Source organism: Thermanaerovibrio acidaminovorans DSM 6589 (assembly GCF_000024905.1).
GTDB classification, from domain to species: Bacteria; Synergistota; Synergistia; order Synergistales; family Synergistaceae; genus Thermanaerovibrio; species Thermanaerovibrio acidaminovorans.
Genome location: NC_013522.1, coordinates 1,776,813 through 1,796,102, shown reverse-complemented (window position 1 = coordinate 1,796,102; position 19,290 = coordinate 1,776,813). Strand labels below are relative to the sequence as shown.

Here is a 19,290-nt window from a genome sequence, read left to right as displayed (position 1 = left end):
GATCCCCCCTTTTTTGATCGAAGTTGATTGGATATGATCAGTTTTGCTTATTTTAGCGGATCTAGCGGGCAGCGCAAGGGGGCGGGCTGAACTTTCGGTCATCCAGACATGGAGACCCGGATCTAGCCCAGGGGCTCCAGAGAGGTCAATGGCATTGATCATCCTTGATCTTTTGGGTAAAGCACGCGGGGCCCCTCGGGGCCCCGCGGTCCTCTATCATGCCCTTTATCCTAGGGTCCTGGACCCTATCCCATGGGGCTATGCGTCTTATTGGAAGAGGCTCGCCTGCCGTGGGGGAGCGGAAAGGAGCTCCTCCAGATGGGATGACTCGAGAAGCCGGGGCCGGTGGCCGTCGCAGGTGACGAAGTGCCTTATCCTGCCCACCCGGAGCCCCAGGGACCCAAGATCCTCGATCCGAAGCCTGCCCCTCCGGCGGGCCTCCAGGATGGCCCTGACCCCCTTGGGACCTATGCCGGGCACCATCAGGATCTCCTCCGCCTCCGCGGAGTTCAGGTCCACCGGGAACCGGTGGACGTTCCTGAGCGCCCAGGAGGCCTTGGGGTCCAGCCGGCGGTCCAGCTGTTGCCGGTCCCCCAGGATCTCCCGGTAGCTCATCCCGTACTGCCTCATCAGGAAGTCCGCCTGGTAGATCCGGACCTCCCGTAGCCTGTCCGGGTCCCTCCGGGGAAGCCTTGGGTCCTCCGACACGGGGACGTAGGACGAGTAGTAGACCCGCCTCAGCCTGAATCGGCGGTATAGGGCGCTGGAGACCTTGAGGACCTCCCGGTCCGGGTCCTCCGTGGCCCCCAGGATCATCTGGGTGGTGTGCCCCCCCTTCAGATGTCCCGAGCTCCCCATCTCCTCCAGGAGGGACGCCACCCTCCCCATGGGGGCCAGGATGGCGCTGCCCTCCTTCTGGGGGGCCAGGGCCCTCAACCCCTCCTCGGAGGGGACCTCCAGGTTCACGCTCACCCGGTCCGCCAGGAGGCACATCTGCCGGATCAGGCCAAACGACGACCCGGGGATCACCTTGGCGTGCACGTAGCCCCCGAATCGATGCTCCCGCCGGATGATCTCAAGCGCCCGGATCATCCTCTCCATGGTCCCGTCCGGGGAGCCCACCACCGCGGAGCTGAGGAAGATCCCCTGCACCAACCCCCTGCGCCACAGGGAGGCGAACAGGTCCGCCAGCTCCCGGGGCTCCATCTGGGCCCGATCCACCGGGGAGCTGGCCCGGTTCACACAGTAGGCACAGTCGTAGCCGCACCGGTTGCTCATGAGCACCTTGAGGACCCGGCAACGGTTGGCCCAGACCACCCCGGGCAGGACACCAAGGGCCCTCTCCCTGAAGGGGGCGCAGGAGGCGTCGAACCGGGCAGAGTCCCCAAGGACCCTCAGCCTTCCCATCAGATCCACCGCCATGCCCCCCTTCTGTAAGCTTTGCGTCAGTATAGCTTACTTTAGGTTGTCGCTCAACCGCCCCCCGACCAGCCCCAGGACTCGGCCATGGCTCAGCCTCACCGCCAGGGCTCCCAGCGCCGCCCCCGGCACGGAGCTGATAGCGAAGGCGGACAGGAGGAACTGGAACGATACGGACCTGCCCATCATGGGCCCCACCAGGGCGGAGGCCAGGTAGGCCCCCACCAGGCAGGTGCCCATCACCTCCCCCAGGGCGGGGACCAGGTGCCCCCTGATCGCCCGGGCTGCCAACCCCGCCAGCAGGGCCCCGGGGATGCTCCCCGGGAGGGCGAAGAGGGTGCCGGTCCCCAGTGATATCCTGATCAGGCTCGTCACCAGGGCGCACCCCGCCCCGTACCAGGGGCCCAAAAAGTAGCCCGCCACCACGTTCAATGCGTGCTGAAAGGGATAGCACTTGGCGGGCCCCACGGGGAACGACAGGGGGGACATGACCACCCCCAGGGCGCAGAGCGCCCCCGCCAACGCAAGCCTCCTAAGCGCCAGGCTCCTATCCTCCAACCGGACCACCTCCATCCTCGATCGTCCTCCTCACCGCCCCGCACAGGTCCCCCATCCGGCCCGGGTCCCGCCGGAACAGGGCACCGCACATGGCGATCCCCGCCACATTGGACCCCCTCAGCCGTTCCAGGTTGTGCTCCCCTATGCCCCCTATGGCAACGCAGGGTATGGACACCCCCCGGGCTATGACGCCTATCCCATGGGGTCCTATCACCACCGTGTCCTCCTTGGTTCCGGACTGGAATGCGGCCCCGCAGCCCAGGTAAGAGGCCCCCGCCGCCTGAAGCTCCAGCCCCCGCTCCAGCGTCCTGGCGGTGCCGCCGATCACGAAGTCCTCCCCGGCAACCCGGCGGGCCGCCTCCACCGGCAGGTCCGAAGCCCCCAGGTGGACCCCCCGGGCCCCGGAGGCCAGGGCCACGTCCAGCCGGTCGTTCACTATGAACAGGACCCCCTCGGAGGCGCACCTCCTGGCCAGCTCCCGGGCCAGACGGTAGGTCCTCCCCCCGTCCCAGCCCTTGCACCGGAGCTGAAGGGCGGTTACCCCGGACCCAATGGCCATCTCCGCCAGAGCGATCAGCTCCCCCTCGTCCCCCAGGGACGAGTCCAGGATCCCGTAGACCTGGAGAGCCTCCCTAAGCCACCGATCATCCATCTGCCCGGATCACCTCCACGTTCTCCCCATCCAGCTCCCCGGTCCTGGCCCGGTGTAGCTGGTCTATGAGGGCCTCCACCAGGCTGCCGGGGCCACAGCAGGCCCCAAGGGCCCTCCGGAGGGCCCCCTTGAAGAGGGCGCAGCCCCACAGGGCGGCGGAGAAGGGGTCCGCCCCCACCCCCAGGGCGCAGGCCATGGCGCTACCCAGGGCGCATCCAAGCCCGGGCACCGGCACCGCCCCTCGAACCTCCCTCCCCCGGAGCCTCACCAGCCCCCAGCTCACCCCTAGGGCCACGTGGTCCTCCTCCCCGGTCATGACCGCGCAACACCGGTGGTCCTCCGCCAGCCTCCGGACCCCAAGGGGCGGTCCCGGCAGGTCCGAGTCCACCCCCCGCTGTCCCTTCCCCTCCCCAAGCAGGGCGGAGATCTCCGCCCCGTTCCCCTTGAGGATCGAGATCCCCCGGGAGAGGATCTCCATAGCCAGGTCCAGGCGCCCAGGGAAGGACCCGACCCCCACCGGATCCAACAGCGCCGGCCGATCCCCCGCCCCGTCCAGAGCCCGCCGGATGGACACGACCCGGTCCTCCGTGGGGGTCCCCAGGTTGAGCAGCAGCGCCTGGGACATCCGGGCCGCCTCCAGGGCCTCCTCCGGATGGGTGGTCATCAGCGCCCTGCCCCCCAGGGCGTAACAGACCCGGGCGCTGAGGGGGCCCGACACCCAGTTGGTGACGTGATAGACCAGAGGGGATAGCCGGGCCACCTCCGATGCCAGGTGGGAGACCCTCAAGCCCCGTCACCCACCCAGGGGGCCGGGGCCCGGTGGTACAGGCACCCGTGCCCTCTCCCGAGCCTGACCCCCGTCTCCATGCCCCTCCTCACGAACTCCCTGCCCCGGGTCACCGCGGTCTTCAGGTCCTCCCCGGCGGCCAGCTCCGCCGCTATGGCGCTGCTCAGCGTGCAGCCCGTTCCGTGGTCGTTGCCCCCCGGGATCCGCCGGTCCTCGAATAGCACCTCCTCGGCGCCGCATATGAGCACGTCGAAGATGTCATCCCCTGGAAGGTGCCCCCCCTTGAGGAGAACCCCCCGGCACCCCGCCTCCAGCAGCCTGTTCGCCGCGTCCAGCATGTCCCCCTTGGTGGCTATGGATCCCGGCGGAAGGCCCAGCAGCCGCTCCGCCTCGGGCAGGTTCGGGGTCACCAATGACGCCAGGGGAAGCAGTCTCTCCCGCATGGCCCGCTCGGCCCCCGAGTCCATCAGGCTGTGCCCGCTCTGGGACACCATCACCGGGTCCAGCACCACCGGCCCCGGGTAGGAGGAGAGCTCCTCCGCCACCGCCTCCATGATCTCCCCGGTGGACAGCATGCCTATCTTCACCGCCCGGACCGGAAAGTCCGAGAGGAGGCACCGGATCTGCTCCCTCACGGACCGGACCGAAAGGTTCTCCACGTGGTACACCCCCATGGAGTTCTGGGCGGTAACCGCGGTAACCGCCGAGACGCCGAAGACGTTAAGCCCCATGAAGGTCTTGAGATCCGCCTGGATCCCCGCCCCACCGCCGGAGTCGCTCCCCGCGATGGTCATGGCAACACCCCTGTACAAATCTCATCCCCCCTCAAAATCGAACCGGCGCCCCGGGGGGCCCCCGGAGCGCCGGTCTAATGCGCGCGCCCGCCGCTTCCCTCCCTACGCCGGCATTACCCGGATCAGGTACTTGGGGTCGAAGGCCACCCTTCCTCTCAGCCCCCCGTGGGGCTCCCCCGGAAACGCATATTAAATTTTCCTCCCGCCCTGGGCGGTCACCCCATACATACACCATCCGGGCCCCGGGGTCAACGGGGCCTTCAGGTGCTATCATCCTCTGGGTCAAGGAGGAGCGGAGGAGATGAGGATGAGACGATGTATCCCCCGGGTCGAGCCCGGGGCCCACATGGACGCGTCGCTGGTGATCCTGGGCGGAGGGCGGGGCACCCGGATGGGGGGCAACAAGCTCTTCCTCTCCGTGGGGGGCCGCTTCCTGTGGGAGGTGATGCTTCAGCGGATGGCCCCCTGGTTCAGGGAGGTGATAATGTCCGTGGGGCCCAGGGACGTGGGGCCCCTTTCGGGGCTGCTTCCCCCCGCCGCACCAGGCGGTGTCCCGATCCGGGTGGCGGTGGACCGGTCCGAGGCGCTGGGGCCCCTGGAGGGGCTAAGATCCGCCCTGGCGGAGGCCCGCTCCGGCTGGGCCTTCGCGGTGGGGTGCGACATGCCCCTGGTCCAGCACGCGGTGGTCCGTAAGATGTGGAGCCTCATGGAGAGCCGGTCCATGGTGATCTGCGCCAGGCTGGGGGGCTTCCTGGAGCCGTTGCACGCCTTCTACTCCACCGGATGCCTTCCCGCGGTGGATGATGCGATCTCCAGGGGGGAGAGGCGCCTCAAGGGCTTCTACCACCAGGTGGAGGTCACCGTGGTGGAGGAGGAGTCCCTCCGGTACCTGCCGTACCGGCGGTCCTTCCTGGGGGTCAACACCCCCAAGGACCTGGCGGACCGGCTGGATCAACTGGGGGCGGCCCCCCCTTGGGTGATAGAATAGGCGGGCTTCAAACCATCGAAGGGAAGGTTCGGTCATGAGGGTCGACCCCGAGAAAGTGGACAGGGTGCTGGTGATAGGGCTTTCGTGCCTGGGGGACATGCTGCTGGCCTCCGGGGCCCTTTGGAACCTCAGGCTCTTCCTCCCCGGGGCCCACTTCAAGATAATGGTGGGCCCCCGGGCGGTGGAGGCGGTGAGGCACGACCCCATGTGGCAGGAGGTGGAGGTCTACCACAGGCAACGGGACTACCCGGGCCTTTGGGGGCGCCTCAATGTCATATCCAGGATCAGGGCCTTCAGACCGGACCTGATAGTGGACCTGAGGTCCGGCCTGAACCCCCTGTTCAGCGGCGCCAGGTACGCCCCCCTCTGGGGGCTTAAGGAGCTGAGGCTTCCCAAGACGGTTCACGAGGCGGAGCGGAACCTCATCTGCATGGCCTCCATCGGGGTTCCGATCCGGACCAGGAACATGCGCTTTCACATCTCCCAGGCGGCGGAGGAGGCGGCGGAGCGTCTGGTGGGGGAGGGGCGGTTCGTGGTGCTGAACCCCGGGGGCAGCTTCCCCCCCAAGCGCTGGCCGGAGGAGAACTTCGCCCGGCTGGCCCTGCACCTGGCCCGGATGGGGCTTAGGGTGGCGGTGACCGGCAAGCTTCCTGACGAGGTGGAGATGGCCCAGCGGATCCTGGACGGGCTCGGCTCCGCGGGGATCGACCTCAGGTCCTGCCCGTCCCTGGAGGTCCTGGGAGCGGTGCTGAGGCGGGCTTCCCTGATGGTCTCCAACGACACCGGGCCGGTGCACCTGGCCAGCGCCGCCGGCACCCCCACGGTGGGGCTCTACTCCCATGGGGACCTGGCCCTCCGGTACGGCCCCTGGTGCACCCCCCACGAGAGCCTGCTCCCCCGGGAGGGGGCCCGGTCCTTCGAGGAGGCCATGGGATCCATCCCGGTGGATGACGCGATCGATGCGGCGGAGCGGCTCCTTAGGGGAGGGTTCGGCGGTGCCTAGCCGGGCGGTGCTCCTGGATCGGGACGGGGTGATAATGAGGGACCTGGGCTACGTGGGGGATCCCGCCCAGGTGGAGCTGTTGCCCCTGGTCCCCCGGGCGCTGGGGCTCCTCCGGGACGCGGGGTTCCTCCTGGTGGTGGTCACCAACCAGTCGGGCATAGGCCGGGGCCTCTTCTCCGCCGAGGCCCACGAGGCGGTTCGCCGCAGGATGGAGGAGCTCCTGGCCGCCCATGGGGTCCGGCTGGATGGCTACTATCACTGTCCCCACGCCCCCTGGGAGGGTTGTCAGTGCAGGAAGCCCAACGGGGGCATGGCCCTCAAGGCGGCGGAGGAGCTCCACATAGACCTGGGTTCCTCCTGGGTGGTGGGGGACAAGATGTCGGACCTTGGGCTGGCCATCCGGGTGGGCTCCCGGGGGATACTTGTAGGGGAGGGGGCCTGTCCGGTGGACGGGTTCCCCGCCGCGCCGGACCTCATGGGGGCGGCGAGGATCATTCTGGATATCGAGGGGTTGAGTTCATGATGGACGTATCGGAGCAGCTTCGGGCCACCGCCAGGGCCCTGGAGCGCTGGGCCGGCGGGGAGGGGCTGGAGCTCCTGTCCAGGGCGGCGCGGATGGTGGCCTCATCCATCCGGGGAGGGGGAAAGCTCATGTTGTGCGGCAACGGCGGCAGCGCCGCGGACTGCCAGCACGTGGCGGCGGAGTTCACCTGCCGGCTGTCCAAGCGGCTGGAACGGCCCCCCATGGGGGCCCTGGCGCTCACCACCGATACGTCGTTCCTCACCGCCTGCTCCAACGACTACTCCTTCGATCTGGTCTTCTCCAGGCAGGTCCGGGCCCTGGGCTTGAGGGGGGACGTGCTCATGGGGATAAGCACCGGGGGCTCCTCCCGGAACGTGGTCCTGGCCCTGGAGGAGGCCCGGTCCATGGGGATATCCACCATAGCCCTGACCAGGTCCGGGGGGGCCATCGCCTCCATGGCGGACCTGGCCCTGGAGGTGGAGGACTCCGACACGGCGGTTATCCAGAACGTGCACCTGGCGTTGGAGCACGCCCTGTGCTTCCTGGTGGAGGACCTGCTCTTCGGGGGTGATGGGGCATGCTAGGCACCCTGAAGGCAATCGAGGGCTGCTCGGGGCTGAACGTCCTGGTCCTGGGGGACCTGATGCTGGACCGGGTCATAAGGGGCCGGGTGGAGCGCATATCCCCCGAGGCGCCGGTGCCGGTGGTCCACTTCGAGGAGGAGCGGTTCACCCTTGGGGGGGCGTGCAACGTGGCCAGGAACATGGCCCGGCTGGGCTGTCGGGTCACCGTCCTGGGCTCCCTGGGGGACGACCCCCACGGGACCCTCATGGAGGACCTGCTCTCCCGGGAGGGGATATCCTTTGGGGGCATAAGGACCGAGCGGCCCACCACCACCAAGACCCGGGTGGTGGCCCACCGCCACCAGCTGATCCGGGTGGACCGGGAGGAGACGGGGGCCCTGCCGTCCCCCCACCAGGACCGGCTCCTGGCCGCCCTGGAGGAAGCCCTGGGGGCTCACCCCCGGGTGGCGGTCATATCCGACTACGCCAAGGGGGTCTGCACCCCTGCGGTGTGCGGCGCCGCCATATCCCGCCTCCGGGGCATGGGGGTGCCGGTGGTGGTGGACCCCAAGGGGGCCGACTGGGAGAGGTACCGGGGGGCCTTCCTGGTGACCCCCAACCTGAAGGAGCTGGGCATAGCCCTGGGTAGAGAGGTCCCCAACCAGGACGGGCCGGTGGAGGAGGCCGCCCGTCAGGCCCTGGAGCGCTTCGGGGTGGACTTCATCATGGTGACCCGGTCGGAGATGGGGCTGAGCCTGGTGGGCCCCCGGGGGGCCCATCACCACCGTTCAACCGCCCGGGAGGTCTACGACGTGACCGGCGCGGGGGACACGGCGGTGGCGGTCTTCGCCGCCCTCTACGGGGCCGGTGCGGACATGGTGGAGGCCGCCCTGTGGGCCAACCGGGCGGGGGGCTATGCGGTGGGCCGGGAGGGGACCTACGCGGTCACCCGGGAGGACCTGTTGTCCATGCTGTCCCTCCGGGGGGGCGGGAAGCTCCTCTCCCTGGCGGAGGCGGTCCAGCTGGCGGAGACCTGGCGGAGGGGTGGGCAGACGGTGGTCTTCACCAACGGCTGCTTCGACGTGCTCCACGCGGGGCACGTGAGGTGCATAAGGTCCGCCAGGGCCATGGGGGACCGGCTCATCGTGGGTCTCAACTCCGACCAGTCGGTGAGGCGTCTCAAGGGCCCCAACCGGCCGGTCAACCCGGAGGAGCTGAGGGCGGAGGTGCTGTGCGCCCTGGAGGACGTGGATGGGGTGGTGATCTTCCACCAGGACACCCCGCTGGAGATCATAAGGGCCATCCGTCCCCAGGTGCTGGTCAAGGGGGGGGACTACCGGCCCTGCGACATAGTGGGGCACCGGGAGGTTCTCTCCTGGGGCGGCAGGGTGGAGGTGGTGCCGCTCCTCGAGGGGCTCAGCACCACCCGCATCATAGAGAGGATCCGGTCATGAGGAGCCTTCCGATGCCCCAGGGGGGCGACCGGCTCCTGTTCGTGCGCTTCAGCTCCCTGGGGGACGTGATCCTGGCCGCCTACGAGGCCAAGGCGCTGAAGGAGCGGTTCCCGGAACTGGAGCTGTGGTGGCTCTGCATCCATCACTACCGGGAGATGCTGGCCTCCCAGCCCTACGTGGACGGGGTGATAAGCCTGGAGGATCACCGGCGCCGGAGCCCCCGGGCCCTCTGGGAGCTGGTGGGCCGCATAAGGGATGGGGGCTTCCGGTTCATGTACAGCCTTCATAGGGGGGACAGGACGGACCTCATGGCCCTGTTCTCCCGTATAGGCGTAAGGATAGGCTCCCACCGGCGGTTGCCCTGGGCCTTCAACCGCACCCTGGATGAGGCCCGATCCGCCTGGGGGATCTCCGCCCCGTCGGGGAAGGTTCTCTACGGGGCCCCGGAGCGGCTCGAGGCCATGGGGCGCCTGGTGGGTGACGGCGGGTTCGTCCTGTGCGCGGTGGGTACCAGCAAGCCCTACAAGACCTGGCCTCCGGAGAGGTGGGCGGAGCTTGCTGGGATGCTGATCCGTCATGGGCTGAGGGTGGTGCTCGCCGGCAACGGTCCTGAGGAGGCCCAGGCGGCCCGCTTGGTGGAGGACTCCCTGGGGGAGACCACAGGGCTTGTTAACCTGGTGGACCGGATCGACCTTTTGGACCTGATAGCCCTGGAGGAGATGGCCCTCTGCGTGGTGGGGGGGGACACGGGGCCTTTGCACATGGCCCGCCCCATAGGCACCCGCCGGGTGGGGCTCTTCTCCGTCAGGGACCCGGAGAGGGTGGGGGGACACGTGGGGCCCATGCTCTGGTCCATCATATCCCCCCGGGCGGTGGACTCCTACCGGGAGCTGGAGGCCGCATCGGACTCCGGGGCCGTCATGGGGGCCATCGATCCCCACGAGGTCCTCAGGGCGGTCATGGAGGCCGTCCGTCAGGTTGAGGCCTAGAGGCCGCAGAGGGCCTCCTGGAGGGCGTCCAGGGCCCGCTGGACCAGGTGCTCCCTGGCCTGGTTCCCCATGTGCCCTATGCGGAAGACCTTGCCCGCCAGGGGGCCGTAGCTCCCCCCCAGCACCACCCCCATGGCCCTCAGGCGCCGGTCCAGCTCGGACCAGGCGATCCCCTGGGGCACCAGGGCGGCGGTGACCGTGGGGGACGAGTACTCCCTCCTCTCGGGGAAGATCTCGATCCCCATCTCCTCCAGCCCCTCCACGCAGAGCCTGGAGCACCGGAGGTGCCGGGCCGTCACCCGCTCCAACCCCTCCGCCTCGATGAGCTCCAGAGAGGCACTCAGGGCCATGAGGGCCCGCCAGTTGTGGGTGTAGGGGAAGGCCCCCGGCTCCGGGCTGGAGAGGAAGGGCATCAGGGCGTCGTACCCCTGGTAGCCCCTCTGCCTTATGGCCCTGGCGGCCCGGGGGCTCACCACCGTTATGGCCAGGTCCGGCGGCATGGAGAGACACTTCTGGCTGCCTATCAGCCCCAGGTCCACCTGGGCCTCCTCCAGGTCCAGATGGGCCCCAAAGGCGCTGGACACCGCGTCCACGCAGAGAAGGGCGTCCACCTCCCGGGCGATCTCACCGAAGGGCTTGAGGGTGCAAAGGGTCCCGCTGGGGGTCTCGCAGTGGACCAGGGTGATCATCCGTGGGGCGAACTCCAGGGCGTGTCGCCGCACCACCTCCGGGTCCGGCACGGAGTTGAAGGGGAAGTCCACCGACCGTACCTCGAGTCCCAGTGATAGCCCCATCTGGGCGAAGCCGCTGCCGAATACCCCGGCGGAGACCGCCAGTAGCCTGTCCCCCGGCGCCATCACGCTCTTCAGGGCCCCCCAGAGGGCCAGCATCCCCTCGCCGCTCTGGATGACCACCGTTCCCTTCGAGTTGAGAAGGGCCCCTATGCGCCCCTGACAGTGCCGGTAGAGGGCGGCGAACTCCTCCTCCAGGTCCGGGCTTCCGTACTCGCCCCGGTACGCCTCCAGCACCTCCCAGGGACAGCGCACCGGACCTGGAACCATCCCAACCGGATACCTCTCCATGCGGCAACACCTCCGTGTTTTTTTCACCCCATTGTAACGGATCGAATCCCCCCTCCAAGGGACAGAACGAGGGCCCCGGGGGGGCCCTCTGTCAGGGGGGGACTACTCGGGCTTCTTGAAGTGGACCCGGAACCACTTGGAGGTTTCCTTGGGCAGCACCCGATAGCCCTTGCGTTCCTTGGTCATCCATATGAAGTAGTCCTGGGAGAAGGACTCCTGCAGCGCCCTTATCCCCTTGTCCCGGTTCTCCTTTATGAGCCCGTAGGAGTCCTTGAGGGTCCTGTCCTCGTCGTTGTCCCACCGGAAGGCCGCCAGGGCGTAGCAGAAGCTCTTGTGGTGCCCCCCGTAGGGGGAGAACTGGGGGATTATGAGGGAGTTGTCGGTCCAGTCGTAGACCCCAAGGCCCCTGCCGGGGGTCAGCATCACCCGGGGGATGCCGTACATGCGCACCCGAGGCACCCTAAGCAGGTCCGGATCCAGGGGGGTCAGCTCCATCATTATCTCCCCCGCCATCCTGAGCCCTATGGGGGGTTGGGAGGGCTCGGTGTTCAGGGGGGAGGTGTCCATCCGGGCTATCCGGGACGCCAGGGTCATGAACTCCTTCTTCCGGTTCAGCCCGTCCCTCAGCTCCCCCTTGAGGGCCGGGGTCCCCTTGCCCTTGAACTTGCGCTGGAAGAGCTCCACTCGGGTTCTCCACCGCTGCTCCTCGTTCCTAAGGTGCACCTGCAGGTTGGCCAGGAACTTGGTCCTGTCGTGCAGGGCCAGCACCTTGCTCATCTCCCCGTCCCCGAACTCGTGCACGTCCCGGTTGGCCTGCCCAAGGCACCTCATCAGATCCCGCTCGGCGATCTCGTAGCGCTTGTTCTGCTCCATGTAGCGCTCCATCTCGCTACCCTGGGCCTCCCGGATCCGCCGGGTCCTCAGCTGGAACTCCGTGTGGATCATCAGGTTCTCTTCCAGATCGGTGAGGATCCCCTGCACCTCCTCGTCGGATAGGGAACTGCACCGGGACAGCACGGTGCTCACCGCCATCCGCCGCCGGCGCTCCAGGTTGGACAGCTCTTCCGCGAAACGCTGGATCTTTTCCTCCATCCCGCAGCTCCCCCTGGGGCCCTGGTAGGGCTTACCAAAGAGGAGAGCGTAGGTCTCCGCCAGGTAGTCGGTGAGCCGCATGTACTGGTATATGTCCAGCTGGGCCTCCGCCTCCAGCTCCCGTTCGAAGTGGGGGTTGTGCTCGGTGATCCCATCCCCGAGATGTCCGAAGTCCACGATGAGCCTCTCCTCGGTGGAGAAGGCCAGGGCCTCCGGAGGCTCCTTGGAGGCATCTATCTTGGCCTCCACCAGACCCCAGACCAGATCCAAGTAGAGCCCCGAGGCCTTGAGCCACAGGGTCCTGTAGGCCTTCCGGTCCTCCACGTCCTCGGATCCCCGGAGGCGCTCCATCTCGGAGCTGATGGACGTGAGCTCCGATGCGGGGGCCACCACCCCCTGGACTCCCTTGTATCTATCCAGAACGTACCTGAGCGGCCCCTTTTCCACCAAACATCCCCCTCTTAAGGTATCCTTATGTCCTGTGGGACAATCGTTTATCGGCCGTTCCCCCTTCGGGACTTTAGGCCCATGATAGCACATCGAGGCTGAATCTTTGCCGCATTTGGGGGTGTGGATCTTGAAGTTAGGTGACTTTTGGCCCTTCGGCGGGGGGAAGTGGATAGAGGGGGAGGGGTCCAACTACGACCTCCCGGACCTGGAGCGGATGGGCAGGGAGGCCCTGAGGCCCCGGGGGAGGCGGGCTCTCCTCCTGCTGGGGCTTCTCCTCCTGCTGTCCCTCCTGGCCCTCCCCTGGTTCCTCACCGAGCTTTGGTGGTTCCGGTCCCTGGATCTCCAGGGGGTCTTCCTGCGGCGGGTGCTCCTTAAGGTCCTGGGTTTCTGCCTGGGGACCTTGGTTTCCCTGCCGTTCCTCTGGGCCTCCCTGGGGTCCATGCCTCCCAGGCGCCGGTTGATGCTGGCCCTGCTCCCCGCCGCCCTGGTGGGGCGGGAGGGGGCCTCCCTATGGCTCAAGCTGCCCGTGGCCTTGGCCTTCGAGCCCCTGGGGGTGAGGGACCCCCTCTTCGGCCTGGACGCGGGCTTCTACGTGTTCGTCCTGCCGGCCCTAAGGGGGCTGGTGGGGCTAGGGTGGAGAACCTGGTTCATGGGCGGGATCCTGTCGCTCCTTCGGCTTAGGGACCGGGGCATATCCCCCCAGGGCCTCCTGGCCCTTCGGGGGCTCTCGGGGGCCCTGCCCATCCTCCTGGCCGCCCGGATGTGGCTGGACCTCCTTGGGATGGTGGGCTTCCCCGGCCGGGTGGTCTACGGGGCCTCCTTCGCCCAGGCCAGGGTGGCTCTCCCCATATCGATCCTCAACATCGCCCTCCTGCTGGCTATGGGGGTCTGGATCATGGCGGGGCGCATGTCCCTCCGGGGGCTCAAACTGTCCGCCGTGGCCCTGCTTGCCCTCTTCGCGGCCCGGGGGGGACTCCCCCCCCTGGTGGACCAGCTGGTGGTGCGCCCCAACGAGTTCCAGCTGGAGCGGCCCTACATAGAGTCCCACATCCGGATGACCCGGAGGGGCTACGGCATCGACTCCGCCAGGACGGTCCAGACGGACCCGACCCCCCATGTCACCGGGGAGGAGCTCCGCCGGGGCATGGGGGACGTGAGGCTCTGGGACTACGAGCCCCTGCTTCGGACCTACAAGCAGCTCCAGGAGATCCGGTCCTACTACGAGTTCATCCAGGTGGACGTGGACCGGTACAATCTGCGGGGCGAGCAGCGGCAGGTGATGCTCTCCGTCCGGGAGCTGGACCACCGGAAGCTCCGAAGCCAGACCTGGGTGAACCGGCACCTGGAGTTCACCCACGGCTACGGGCTGGTGATGAACCTGGTAAACCAGGTGCAACCCGGGGGGCTGCCCAACCTGATCGTGAGGGACATCCCCCCCGCATCGGACCTGATCTCCATCTCGGTCCCCCAGGTCTACTTCGGCGAGATGGACTACCCCTACGCCCTGGTGAGGACCAAGGTCAAGGAGTTCGACTACCCCAGCGGGGACTCCAACGTGAGAAGCACCTACCAGGGCTCCGGAGGGGTGCCCGTCGGCTCCCCCCTCAGGCGGCTTGCCTTCGCACTGCGCCTCAAGGACCTGGAGATCCTCTTCACCAGCGCCTTGACTAATGAGAGTAGGATTTTGTTTAATAGGAACATAAATGCCATGGTGGGTCGCATCGCCCCCTTCCTCCTGTTCGACTCGGACCCGTACCCGGTGGTCCACCGGGGCCGGATAGTCTGGATGATGGACGGTTACGTGGCCAGCTCCCGCTTCCCCTACTCAAGGCCGGTGACCGCCCGGATCGGGGGCAGGGAGATGAGGGTCAACTACCTGAGGAACAGCGTTAAGGTGACGGTGGACGCCTACGACGGCACGGTCCGGTTCTACGCCATGGACGATCCGTCGATAGTCCCCTACCGGCGGATCTTCCCGGGGCTCTTCTCGGACATATCCGAGATGCCCCGGGACCTGAGGGACCACCTCCGGTACCCCAAGGACCTCTTCGAGGTGCAGGCCTACGCCATGGGGCTCTATCACATGGAGGACCCGAACACCTTCTACAACCGGGAGGACCTGTGGCAGGTGTCCTCCGAGGAGGCCCGGCGTCCCACCGGGCCCAACTACGTAACGGTGGACCTGGGGGAGGGGGCCGGCAGGGAGTTCGTGCTGATGCTGCCCTTCATGCCCGCCGGGAGGAGCAACATGGTGGGGTGGATGGCCGCCCGGTGCGACCGGGACCGGTACGGTCAGCTGCTGGTCTACAAGTACCCCAAGCGGAGCCTGCTATTCGGCCCCACCCAGGTGGAGGCCCTGATAGACCAGAACCCGGAGATATCCGCCCAGCTGTCCCTCTGGAGCCAGCGGGGCTCCGACGTGTTCCGGGGGGACCTGTTGGTGCTCCCCATGGGCAGGTCCATCCTCTACGTGCAGCCCATATACCTCAAGGCGGAGACGGGGGAGCTGCCGGAGCTGAAGCGGGTGGTGCTATCCTCCGGTGGGGACGTGGCCTGGGGGGAGACGCTGGAGGAGGCGGCGGACCGCCTGTTAGGCCCCGCCAAGACCAAGGCCCCGGAGCCCCCTGCCGGGCCCTCCGGGGGGGAGGGTGACCTGTCCCAGCTGGTGGAGCGGGCCCTGGGTGCCCTGGAGAGGGGGAGGGAGGCCCTAAAGGACTACGACTTCGCCGCCTACGGAAGGGCCATGGCTGAGCTGGAGGAGGTAATGAGGACCATGAGGGAGCGGATGGCGGGGGGTGATGTCCCCTGAGGATCGACGGGTTCTCGATCCAGGGCTCGAGGCCAACCCAGCAGGATGCCTACGCGGTGGGCACCGGGGGAGATAAGGCTTACTGCGTCGTGGTGGATGGGATGGGGGGCATGATCCGGGGGGATGAGGCGGCCCAGAGGGCCCTGTCCGCCTCGGTGGGGGTCCTGGACGCGGGAGGTTCGCCCCTGGATGCGGTTCTGGCCGCCCAGGCGGCGGTGCACCGGTGGGCCTCCCAGGGGGGGATCCTGGGCAGGACCGGGGCCACCATGGCGGTGGCGGCGGTGAATCTGAGGGATGGCACGCTGGAGTGGGCCTCCGTGGGGGACTGCCGGGTCTACCTCTTCAAGGGGGGGCGCCTTTCCAGGCTCTCCCTGGACCATAACGTGTCCTCCGAGATGGTCCTCCTGGGGCGCGGTCCGGTCCCGGGGCCCGCGGGGGAGATGATAACCAGCTTCATAGGCATAGAGAACCTGACCGAGATCTCTACCTCGGAGGCGCCGCTACCGCTGGAGGCAGGGGAGGGGGTCCTGGTGGTTTCCGACGGGGTCTACCGGTCGCTCCATGAGGACCGGATCGCCATGGCGCTGTCCCGGGGAAGCGATGCCAGGGGGATCCTCCAGGAGGTGGAGGCCCAGGGCAGGCCCTACCAGGACAACGCCACCCTGGCGTTGGTGATCCTTTGAGGGCGGTAGTCGTGGACCGGGACATACGGGACATACGCCTGCCGGTGGGATCGGTGCTCATGGACCGCTACAGGATCGGATCCCTCCTGGGCCGGGGGGGGTTCGGTATCACCTACGTGGCCTGGGACCGGGTGCTGGAGCTGAAGCTGGCGGTTAAGGAGTACTTCCCCATGGGGCTGGCCTTCCGGGCCCCGGACGGCACGGTCTACTGCCCCCCCGGGGAGGAGGAGCCCTTCGAGGAGGGCATGGGCCGGTTCCTGGAGGAGGCCAGGACCCTGGCAAGGCTCCAGGGCATCGACGGGATAGTCTCCGTCCGGGACTACTTCAGGGCCAACGGCACCGCCTACATGGTGATGACCTACGTGGAGGGCCGCACCCTTCGGGAGTTTCTGGAAGAGCGAGGGGGCAGGATCCCCCTCGATGAGGCGCTGGAGCTATTGGGCCCCGTCATGGAGGCGTTGGACCGGGTGCACGCCCTGGGATGCCTGCATCGGGATGTCAGCCCCGAGAACGTGATGGTCTCGAAAGATCGGCGCTGCACCCTTATCGACTTCGGCGCCGCCCGGGTCAGCCTGGTGACGTTGAGCTCCTCGGCGGTCCTCAAGCCCGGCTACGCCCCGCCGGAGCAGTACGGGGAGGGGGGGCACCAGGGGCCCTGGACGGACGTCTACGCCCTGGGGGCCACCCTCTACCGGTGCGTCTGTGGCTTCCCCCCGCCGGACCTGGCAGCCAGGACCCGGGGGGAGGCGCTGAGGTTCCCCCCCGGGGTCCCCAGGAGGGGCAGGAGGGCCATCCTGAAGGCCCTTGAGCTGGACCCCGACAGGCGCTACCGGGACGTCCGGAGCCTGATGGAGGATCTGACATCCCGGGGGAGGGGGCTTGCCCAGTCGGTCCCCATGAGGACCCTGGGGTTGGCTGCCCTCTTGGGGCTCTTCCTGGCCCTGGGGGCACTGACGGCCCTGGGGAGGAGGGCCATCGAGTCGGGGCTGAGGTCCATAAACCGATCGGTTCCGTCCCTTGTGTTCCCCCAGGGGGATGACCAGGGAGAGCATCCGGGCGATGCGCGGGAGGAGATCCCTGAGGCCCCCCCGGCTCAAAGGCCCGGTCCAGAGACCCCGCCGGCGGAGGAGCCCCTGGCCAAGGCCCGGAGGCTCTTCCAGGAGGGGGACCTGGAGGGGGCCCTCAAGTGGTCCCAGGAGGCCCTGGGGTCATTAAGGGACCCCAGGGGGGCGCTGCTCATCGCCGCCCGGTCCGCCCTCGGGCTGGGCCGGCTTGACCTGGCCCGGGAGAGGGCGGAGGCCCTGATGAAGCTGGATCCCCTGTATCCGGGGCTATCGGAGCTGATGGAGGCCCTGAAGCACAAGGAGGGTGATGGAAGATGATACGTCTTAGGATCCGGGCGGGGCTTCTGGCCCTGGCCCTGGGGCTGCTGGTGCCCGGGTGGGCCTGGGGGGACTTCAGGTCCTACCTTCCCGCCATACCGGCGGTGCCCGGGGCGGTGAACCGGCTGGTCCTGGTGGCCCCAAGGGATGGCACCTACGTGATCTACCCCTCCAGCGGAGATGCCACCCTGAGCGCCAAGGGGGTATCCGGCGAGGCGCTTGAGATCTCCTTGGCCAAGGGGGACTCGGTGGAGATCACCTACACCTACCGGGGACCCATGGAGGTTTCCCCCGTCCGGGAGGCGGTGGTGGCCCAGGAGGGGGGAGTCGAGGTCTTCCGGGGGGAGTTCGACCTGGGGATGCGGGTGGAGGCCCGGAGCCTCCAGGTGCCCATGGCGATCCGGGGTATGCCAAGGCTGGTCCGGGTGGAGGCCTATGATCCCCTGCACCCCTCCCTTGACCTCGGGATGGTCATGGGGATCCAGGGGGATGCGGTGAGGCTATCCGGGGCGGCGGAGGTGGGAGAGCGGGTGTTCCCCATGGACCACCGGGAGCTGGGCTTCGTGCTCCCCGGGGACGTGGTGTCCGGGGACGTGACCGTGTCGCTCGGGTTCCGGTCCAGCGCCCTGGGGGGTGCGCTGACCCCGGTGCGGTTCCGCCTGAACCTGAAGGAGACGGAGCTGCCTCCGGAGTGGCAGTTCCTCTACGGCCTAAACGGGGCCTTCGATCCCGCCGCGGTGGGTTGGGCCATGGCGTCCCTGCCCAAGGGGGCCATGGAGGCGGGGCAGGAGCTGGGCAGGAGGTCCAAGCCCACCGTCCAGGCCCTGGAGGCCCTGGGGGCCATGCTCCAGAAGGGGGCGGCGGCGGAGGCCCTGGTGTCGGGGTACCTTAAGGGCAGCGGCCAGTGCCTTGCGGCGGTGGGGCCCGGGGCTCGGGTGAAGGTGCTGAGACCCGACGGCACCCCCTACGGGGGGCCCGTATCGTCCCTGTCCGGCTGGACCTACGTGCTGTTCCCCCAGCGGGACCGGGTGGTCCTGCGGCTTGAAGGGGACGGCTCCGCCCCGGTCCGGGTCATCAAGCTGCTCCCCGAGGGGCGGGTGGAGAGGACCTACCCCAGCGGCACCTGGCGGCGGGAGGTGGAGGTGCTGGGGAGCTCCCTGAAGCACCCCAAGGGGGGGCGGTAGGATGGGCTGGGAGTCGCTGCTCCTTTTGTTCGACCGGGGACATCCGGTGTGGGACCTGGAACTGATCCGGAGGGCCGGGGAGGACCCCGCCGGGGTTTACCGTCTCACCCGGGAGGGGCTCCTGGAGCCTCTCCCGGGCGGTGCCTTCCGCCTCACTCCCCGGGGTGCCATGGCATTCCGGGAGGTGAGGGGCCAGTTCTTCCTGGACCAGGAGCCCGGGGAGGACCGCCGGGATCCCGATCGGTGGCTGGAGAGGAACCGGCTGGAGTGGGCCCTCCGGGGGGCCTTCGTGGGCCGCTGGGGCAAGAGGGAGTTCGTCCCCGGGGCGGCGCTGCCCTTCGAGGCCCCGGACCTGGCCTTTCGGGTGGATGGGGGCAGGGTGCGGTGGAGCCCCGGGGAAGCGGGGAAGGGGGAGCTCCAGCTGGACCTCCTGGTGCTCTCCCGGTACGACTTCGCCAGCTACCTGAGTCACCTGGAGGGGGAGGACAGCCCCGATGCGCTGGCCAACGCGGACCGGCTCCTGATGGTCCTGGAGGATGGTTGGGGATTGGAGGAGGCTTGCCGGGCCCTGGCCATGGCACACCGCTGGATCCGGGACAGGAGGGCCCGGATGGGTTCCCGGTTCGACCTGGACGCAGAGGGGCAGGACTCGCTCACCTGGTGGGTGGCGGTGACCCGGGACGAGGCCCGGGCGGCGGCCCTCCGGGAGCTGCTTTGCCCCTTCGGGGAGGACCTGGCGCGCCCCTCGGTGCCGGTGGACCTGTGGGTGGTGAGCCGGGAGGCCCTGGAGGGTGTGAGGGGGGAGGAGACCTTCTTCGACCTGTTCGCCCGGGTGGGGCATCGCATCTTCGCATCCCGGGGCAGGGCGTAAATGGGGG

18 protein-coding genes and 1 riboswitch are annotated in these 19,290 nt (G+C 68.4%); of the genes, 11 read left to right on the top strand and 7 right to left on the bottom strand.

The annotated features are described in order from the left end of the window. Window positions 1–267: 267 nt before the first annotated feature. Genes TACI_RS08875 through thiD form a run of 5 tightly spaced genes read right to left on the bottom strand, consistent with a single transcriptional unit; the run spans window position 268 to window position 4,228 of the window. Window positions 268–1,422 carry a putative DNA modification/repair radical SAM protein gene (locus TACI_RS08875; protein WP_012870436.1) on the bottom strand — a complete coding sequence of 385 codons (1,155 nt, stop codon included), beginning with the start codon at window positions 1,420–1,422 and terminating at the stop codon, window positions 268–270. 33 nt (window positions 1,423–1,455) lie between these two features. Beyond that, window positions 1,456–1,992 (bottom strand): energy coupling factor transporter S component ThiW, encoded by a 537-nt coding sequence (gene thiW, locus TACI_RS08870; RefSeq protein ID WP_012870435.1) that lies wholly within the window; start codon window positions 1,990–1,992, stop codon window positions 1,456–1,458. Continuing rightward, window positions 1,967–2,629 carry a thiamine phosphate synthase gene (thiE, locus tag TACI_RS08865; protein ID WP_012870434.1) on the bottom strand — a complete coding sequence of 221 codons (663 nt, stop codon included), beginning with the start codon at window positions 2,627–2,629 and terminating at the stop codon, window positions 1,967–1,969. The genes thiW and thiE overlap by 26 nt, the downstream gene beginning before the upstream one ends. Then, the gene (locus TACI_RS08860) at window positions 2,622–3,416 is read right to left on the bottom strand and encodes a hydroxyethylthiazole kinase (protein ID WP_012870433.1); all 795 of its coding nucleotides are present in this window, start codon (window positions 3,414–3,416) and stop codon (window positions 2,622–2,624) included. The genes thiE and TACI_RS08860 overlap by 8 nt, the downstream gene beginning before the upstream one ends. Continuing rightward, window positions 3,413–4,228, bottom strand: a complete 816-nt coding sequence (thiD, locus tag TACI_RS08855; RefSeq protein WP_012870432.1) for a bifunctional hydroxymethylpyrimidine kinase/phosphomethylpyrimidine kinase — start codon at window positions 4,226–4,228, stop codon at window positions 3,413–3,415. The genes TACI_RS08860 and thiD overlap by 4 nt, the downstream gene beginning before the upstream one ends. Before the next feature lie 64 nt (window positions 4,229–4,292). Then, a riboswitch (TPP riboswitch) is annotated at window positions 4,293–4,398 on the bottom strand. A gap of 113 nt (window positions 4,399–4,511) precedes the next feature. Between thiD and mobA the strand changes: the two genes are divergently transcribed. The 6 genes from mobA to TACI_RS08825 are packed head-to-tail and all read left to right on the top strand — an operon-like array spanning window position 4,512 to window position 9,730. Then, a complete protein-coding gene (gene mobA / locus TACI_RS08850; RefSeq protein WP_012870431.1) occupies window positions 4,512–5,198 on the top strand; it encodes a molybdenum cofactor guanylyltransferase in 687 nt (228 codons plus the stop codon). Between the two features lie 34 nt (window positions 5,199–5,232). Beyond that, on the top strand, window positions 5,233–6,201 hold the full coding sequence (locus TACI_RS08845) for a glycosyltransferase family 9 protein (RefSeq protein WP_012870430.1): 969 nt from the start codon (window positions 5,233–5,235) through the stop codon (window positions 6,199–6,201). Further along, the gene (locus TACI_RS08840) at window positions 6,194–6,724 is read left to right on the top strand and encodes a D-glycero-alpha-D-manno-heptose-1,7-bisphosphate 7-phosphatase (RefSeq protein ID WP_012870429.1); all 531 of its coding nucleotides are present in this window, start codon (window positions 6,194–6,196) and stop codon (window positions 6,722–6,724) included. Before TACI_RS08845 ends, TACI_RS08840 begins: the two co-directional genes overlap by 8 nt. Further along, on the top strand, window positions 6,721–7,308 hold the full coding sequence (locus TACI_RS08835) for a D-sedoheptulose-7-phosphate isomerase (RefSeq protein ID WP_012870428.1): 588 nt from the start codon (window positions 6,721–6,723) through the stop codon (window positions 7,306–7,308). The genes TACI_RS08840 and TACI_RS08835 overlap by 4 nt, the downstream gene beginning before the upstream one ends. After that, window positions 7,302–8,741, top strand: a complete 1,440-nt coding sequence (gene rfaE2 / locus TACI_RS08830; protein WP_012870427.1) for a D-glycero-beta-D-manno-heptose 1-phosphate adenylyltransferase — start codon at window positions 7,302–7,304, stop codon at window positions 8,739–8,741. The genes TACI_RS08835 and rfaE2 overlap by 7 nt, the downstream gene beginning before the upstream one ends. Further along, the gene (locus TACI_RS08825) at window positions 8,738–9,730 is read left to right on the top strand and encodes a glycosyltransferase family 9 protein (RefSeq protein ID WP_164925255.1); all 993 of its coding nucleotides are present in this window, start codon (window positions 8,738–8,740) and stop codon (window positions 9,728–9,730) included. The genes rfaE2 and TACI_RS08825 overlap by 4 nt, the downstream gene beginning before the upstream one ends. On the opposite strand, the gene TACI_RS08820 is transcribed toward TACI_RS08825, so the two are convergent. Both TACI_RS08820 and TACI_RS08815 read right to left on the bottom strand, forming a co-directional pair. Beyond that, window positions 9,727–10,812 carry a pyridoxal-phosphate-dependent aminotransferase family protein gene (locus TACI_RS08820; protein WP_012870425.1) on the bottom strand — a complete coding sequence of 362 codons (1,086 nt, stop codon included), beginning with the start codon at window positions 10,810–10,812 and terminating at the stop codon, window positions 9,727–9,729. The genes TACI_RS08825 and TACI_RS08820 overlap by 4 nt on opposite strands. A 102-nt stretch (window positions 10,813–10,914) precedes the next feature. Continuing rightward, entirely contained in the window at window positions 10,915–12,351 is a 1,437-nt protein-coding gene (locus tag TACI_RS08815; protein ID WP_164925254.1) for a hypothetical protein, read from the bottom strand. Window positions 12,352–12,472: 121 nt separating this feature from the next. Here TACI_RS08815 and TACI_RS08810 point away from each other — a divergent pair, with 121 nt between their 5' ends. Genes TACI_RS08810 through TACI_RS08790 form a run of 5 tightly spaced genes read left to right on the top strand, consistent with a single transcriptional unit; the run spans window position 12,473 to window position 19,283 of the window. Then, window positions 12,473–15,163 (top strand): UPF0182 family protein, encoded by a 2,691-nt coding sequence (locus tag TACI_RS08810; protein ID WP_423218547.1) that lies wholly within the window; start codon window positions 12,473–12,475, stop codon window positions 15,161–15,163. After that, a complete protein-coding gene (locus TACI_RS08805; RefSeq protein WP_341271045.1) occupies window positions 15,160–15,846 on the top strand; it encodes a PP2C family protein-serine/threonine phosphatase in 687 nt (228 codons plus the stop codon). Before TACI_RS08810 ends, TACI_RS08805 begins: the two co-directional genes overlap by 4 nt. Window positions 15,847–15,857: 11 nt before the next feature. Next, entirely contained in the window at window positions 15,858–17,228 is a 1,371-nt protein-coding gene (locus TACI_RS08800) for a serine/threonine protein kinase (RefSeq protein WP_242601107.1), read from the top strand. Then, on the top strand, window positions 17,225–18,412 hold the full coding sequence (locus TACI_RS08795) for a hypothetical protein (RefSeq protein WP_012870420.1): 1,188 nt from the start codon (window positions 17,225–17,227) through the stop codon (window positions 18,410–18,412). Before TACI_RS08800 ends, TACI_RS08795 begins: the two co-directional genes overlap by 4 nt. A 1-nt stretch (window position 18,413) precedes the next feature. Further along, a complete protein-coding gene (locus TACI_RS08790) occupies window positions 18,414–19,283 on the top strand; it encodes a hypothetical protein (protein ID WP_012870419.1) in 870 nt (289 codons plus the stop codon). Window positions 19,284–19,290 lie beyond the last annotated feature (7 nt).

Excerpts from the sequence above, each read along its gene's own strand:
- TACI_RS08835 (WP_012870428.1), top strand. The coding sequence starts at position 6,721 with ATGATGGACGTATCGGAGCAGCTTCGGGCCACCGCCAGGGCCCTGGAG.
- TACI_RS08820 (WP_012870425.1), bottom strand. The coding sequence starts at position 10,812 with ATGGAGAGGTATCCGGTTGGGATGGTTCCAGGTCCGGTGCGCTGTCCC.
- mobA (WP_012870431.1), top strand. The coding sequence starts at position 4,512 with ATGAGGATGAGACGATGTATCCCCCGGGTCGAGCCCGGGGCCCACATG.
- rfaE2 (WP_012870427.1), top strand. The coding sequence starts at position 7,302 with ATGCTAGGCACCCTGAAGGCAATCGAGGGCTGCTCGGGGCTGAACGTC.
- TACI_RS08790 (WP_012870419.1), top strand. The coding sequence starts at position 18,414 with ATGGGCTGGGAGTCGCTGCTCCTTTTGTTCGACCGGGGACATCCGGTG.
- TACI_RS08875 (WP_012870436.1), bottom strand. The coding sequence starts at position 1,422 with ATGGCGGTGGATCTGATGGGAAGGCTGAGGGTCCTTGGGGACTCTGCC.
- thiW (WP_012870435.1), bottom strand. The coding sequence starts at position 1,992 with ATGGAGGTGGTCCGGTTGGAGGATAGGAGCCTGGCGCTTAGGAGGCTT.
- TACI_RS08795 (WP_012870420.1), top strand. The coding sequence starts at position 17,225 with ATGATACGTCTTAGGATCCGGGCGGGGCTTCTGGCCCTGGCCCTGGGG.
- TACI_RS08825 (WP_164925255.1), top strand. The coding sequence starts at position 8,738 with ATGAGGAGCCTTCCGATGCCCCAGGGGGGCGACCGGCTCCTGTTCGTG.
- TACI_RS08845 (WP_012870430.1), top strand. The coding sequence starts at position 5,233 with ATGAGGGTCGACCCCGAGAAAGTGGACAGGGTGCTGGTGATAGGGCTT.
- thiE (WP_012870434.1), bottom strand. The coding sequence starts at position 2,629 with ATGGATGATCGGTGGCTTAGGGAGGCTCTCCAGGTCTACGGGATCCTG.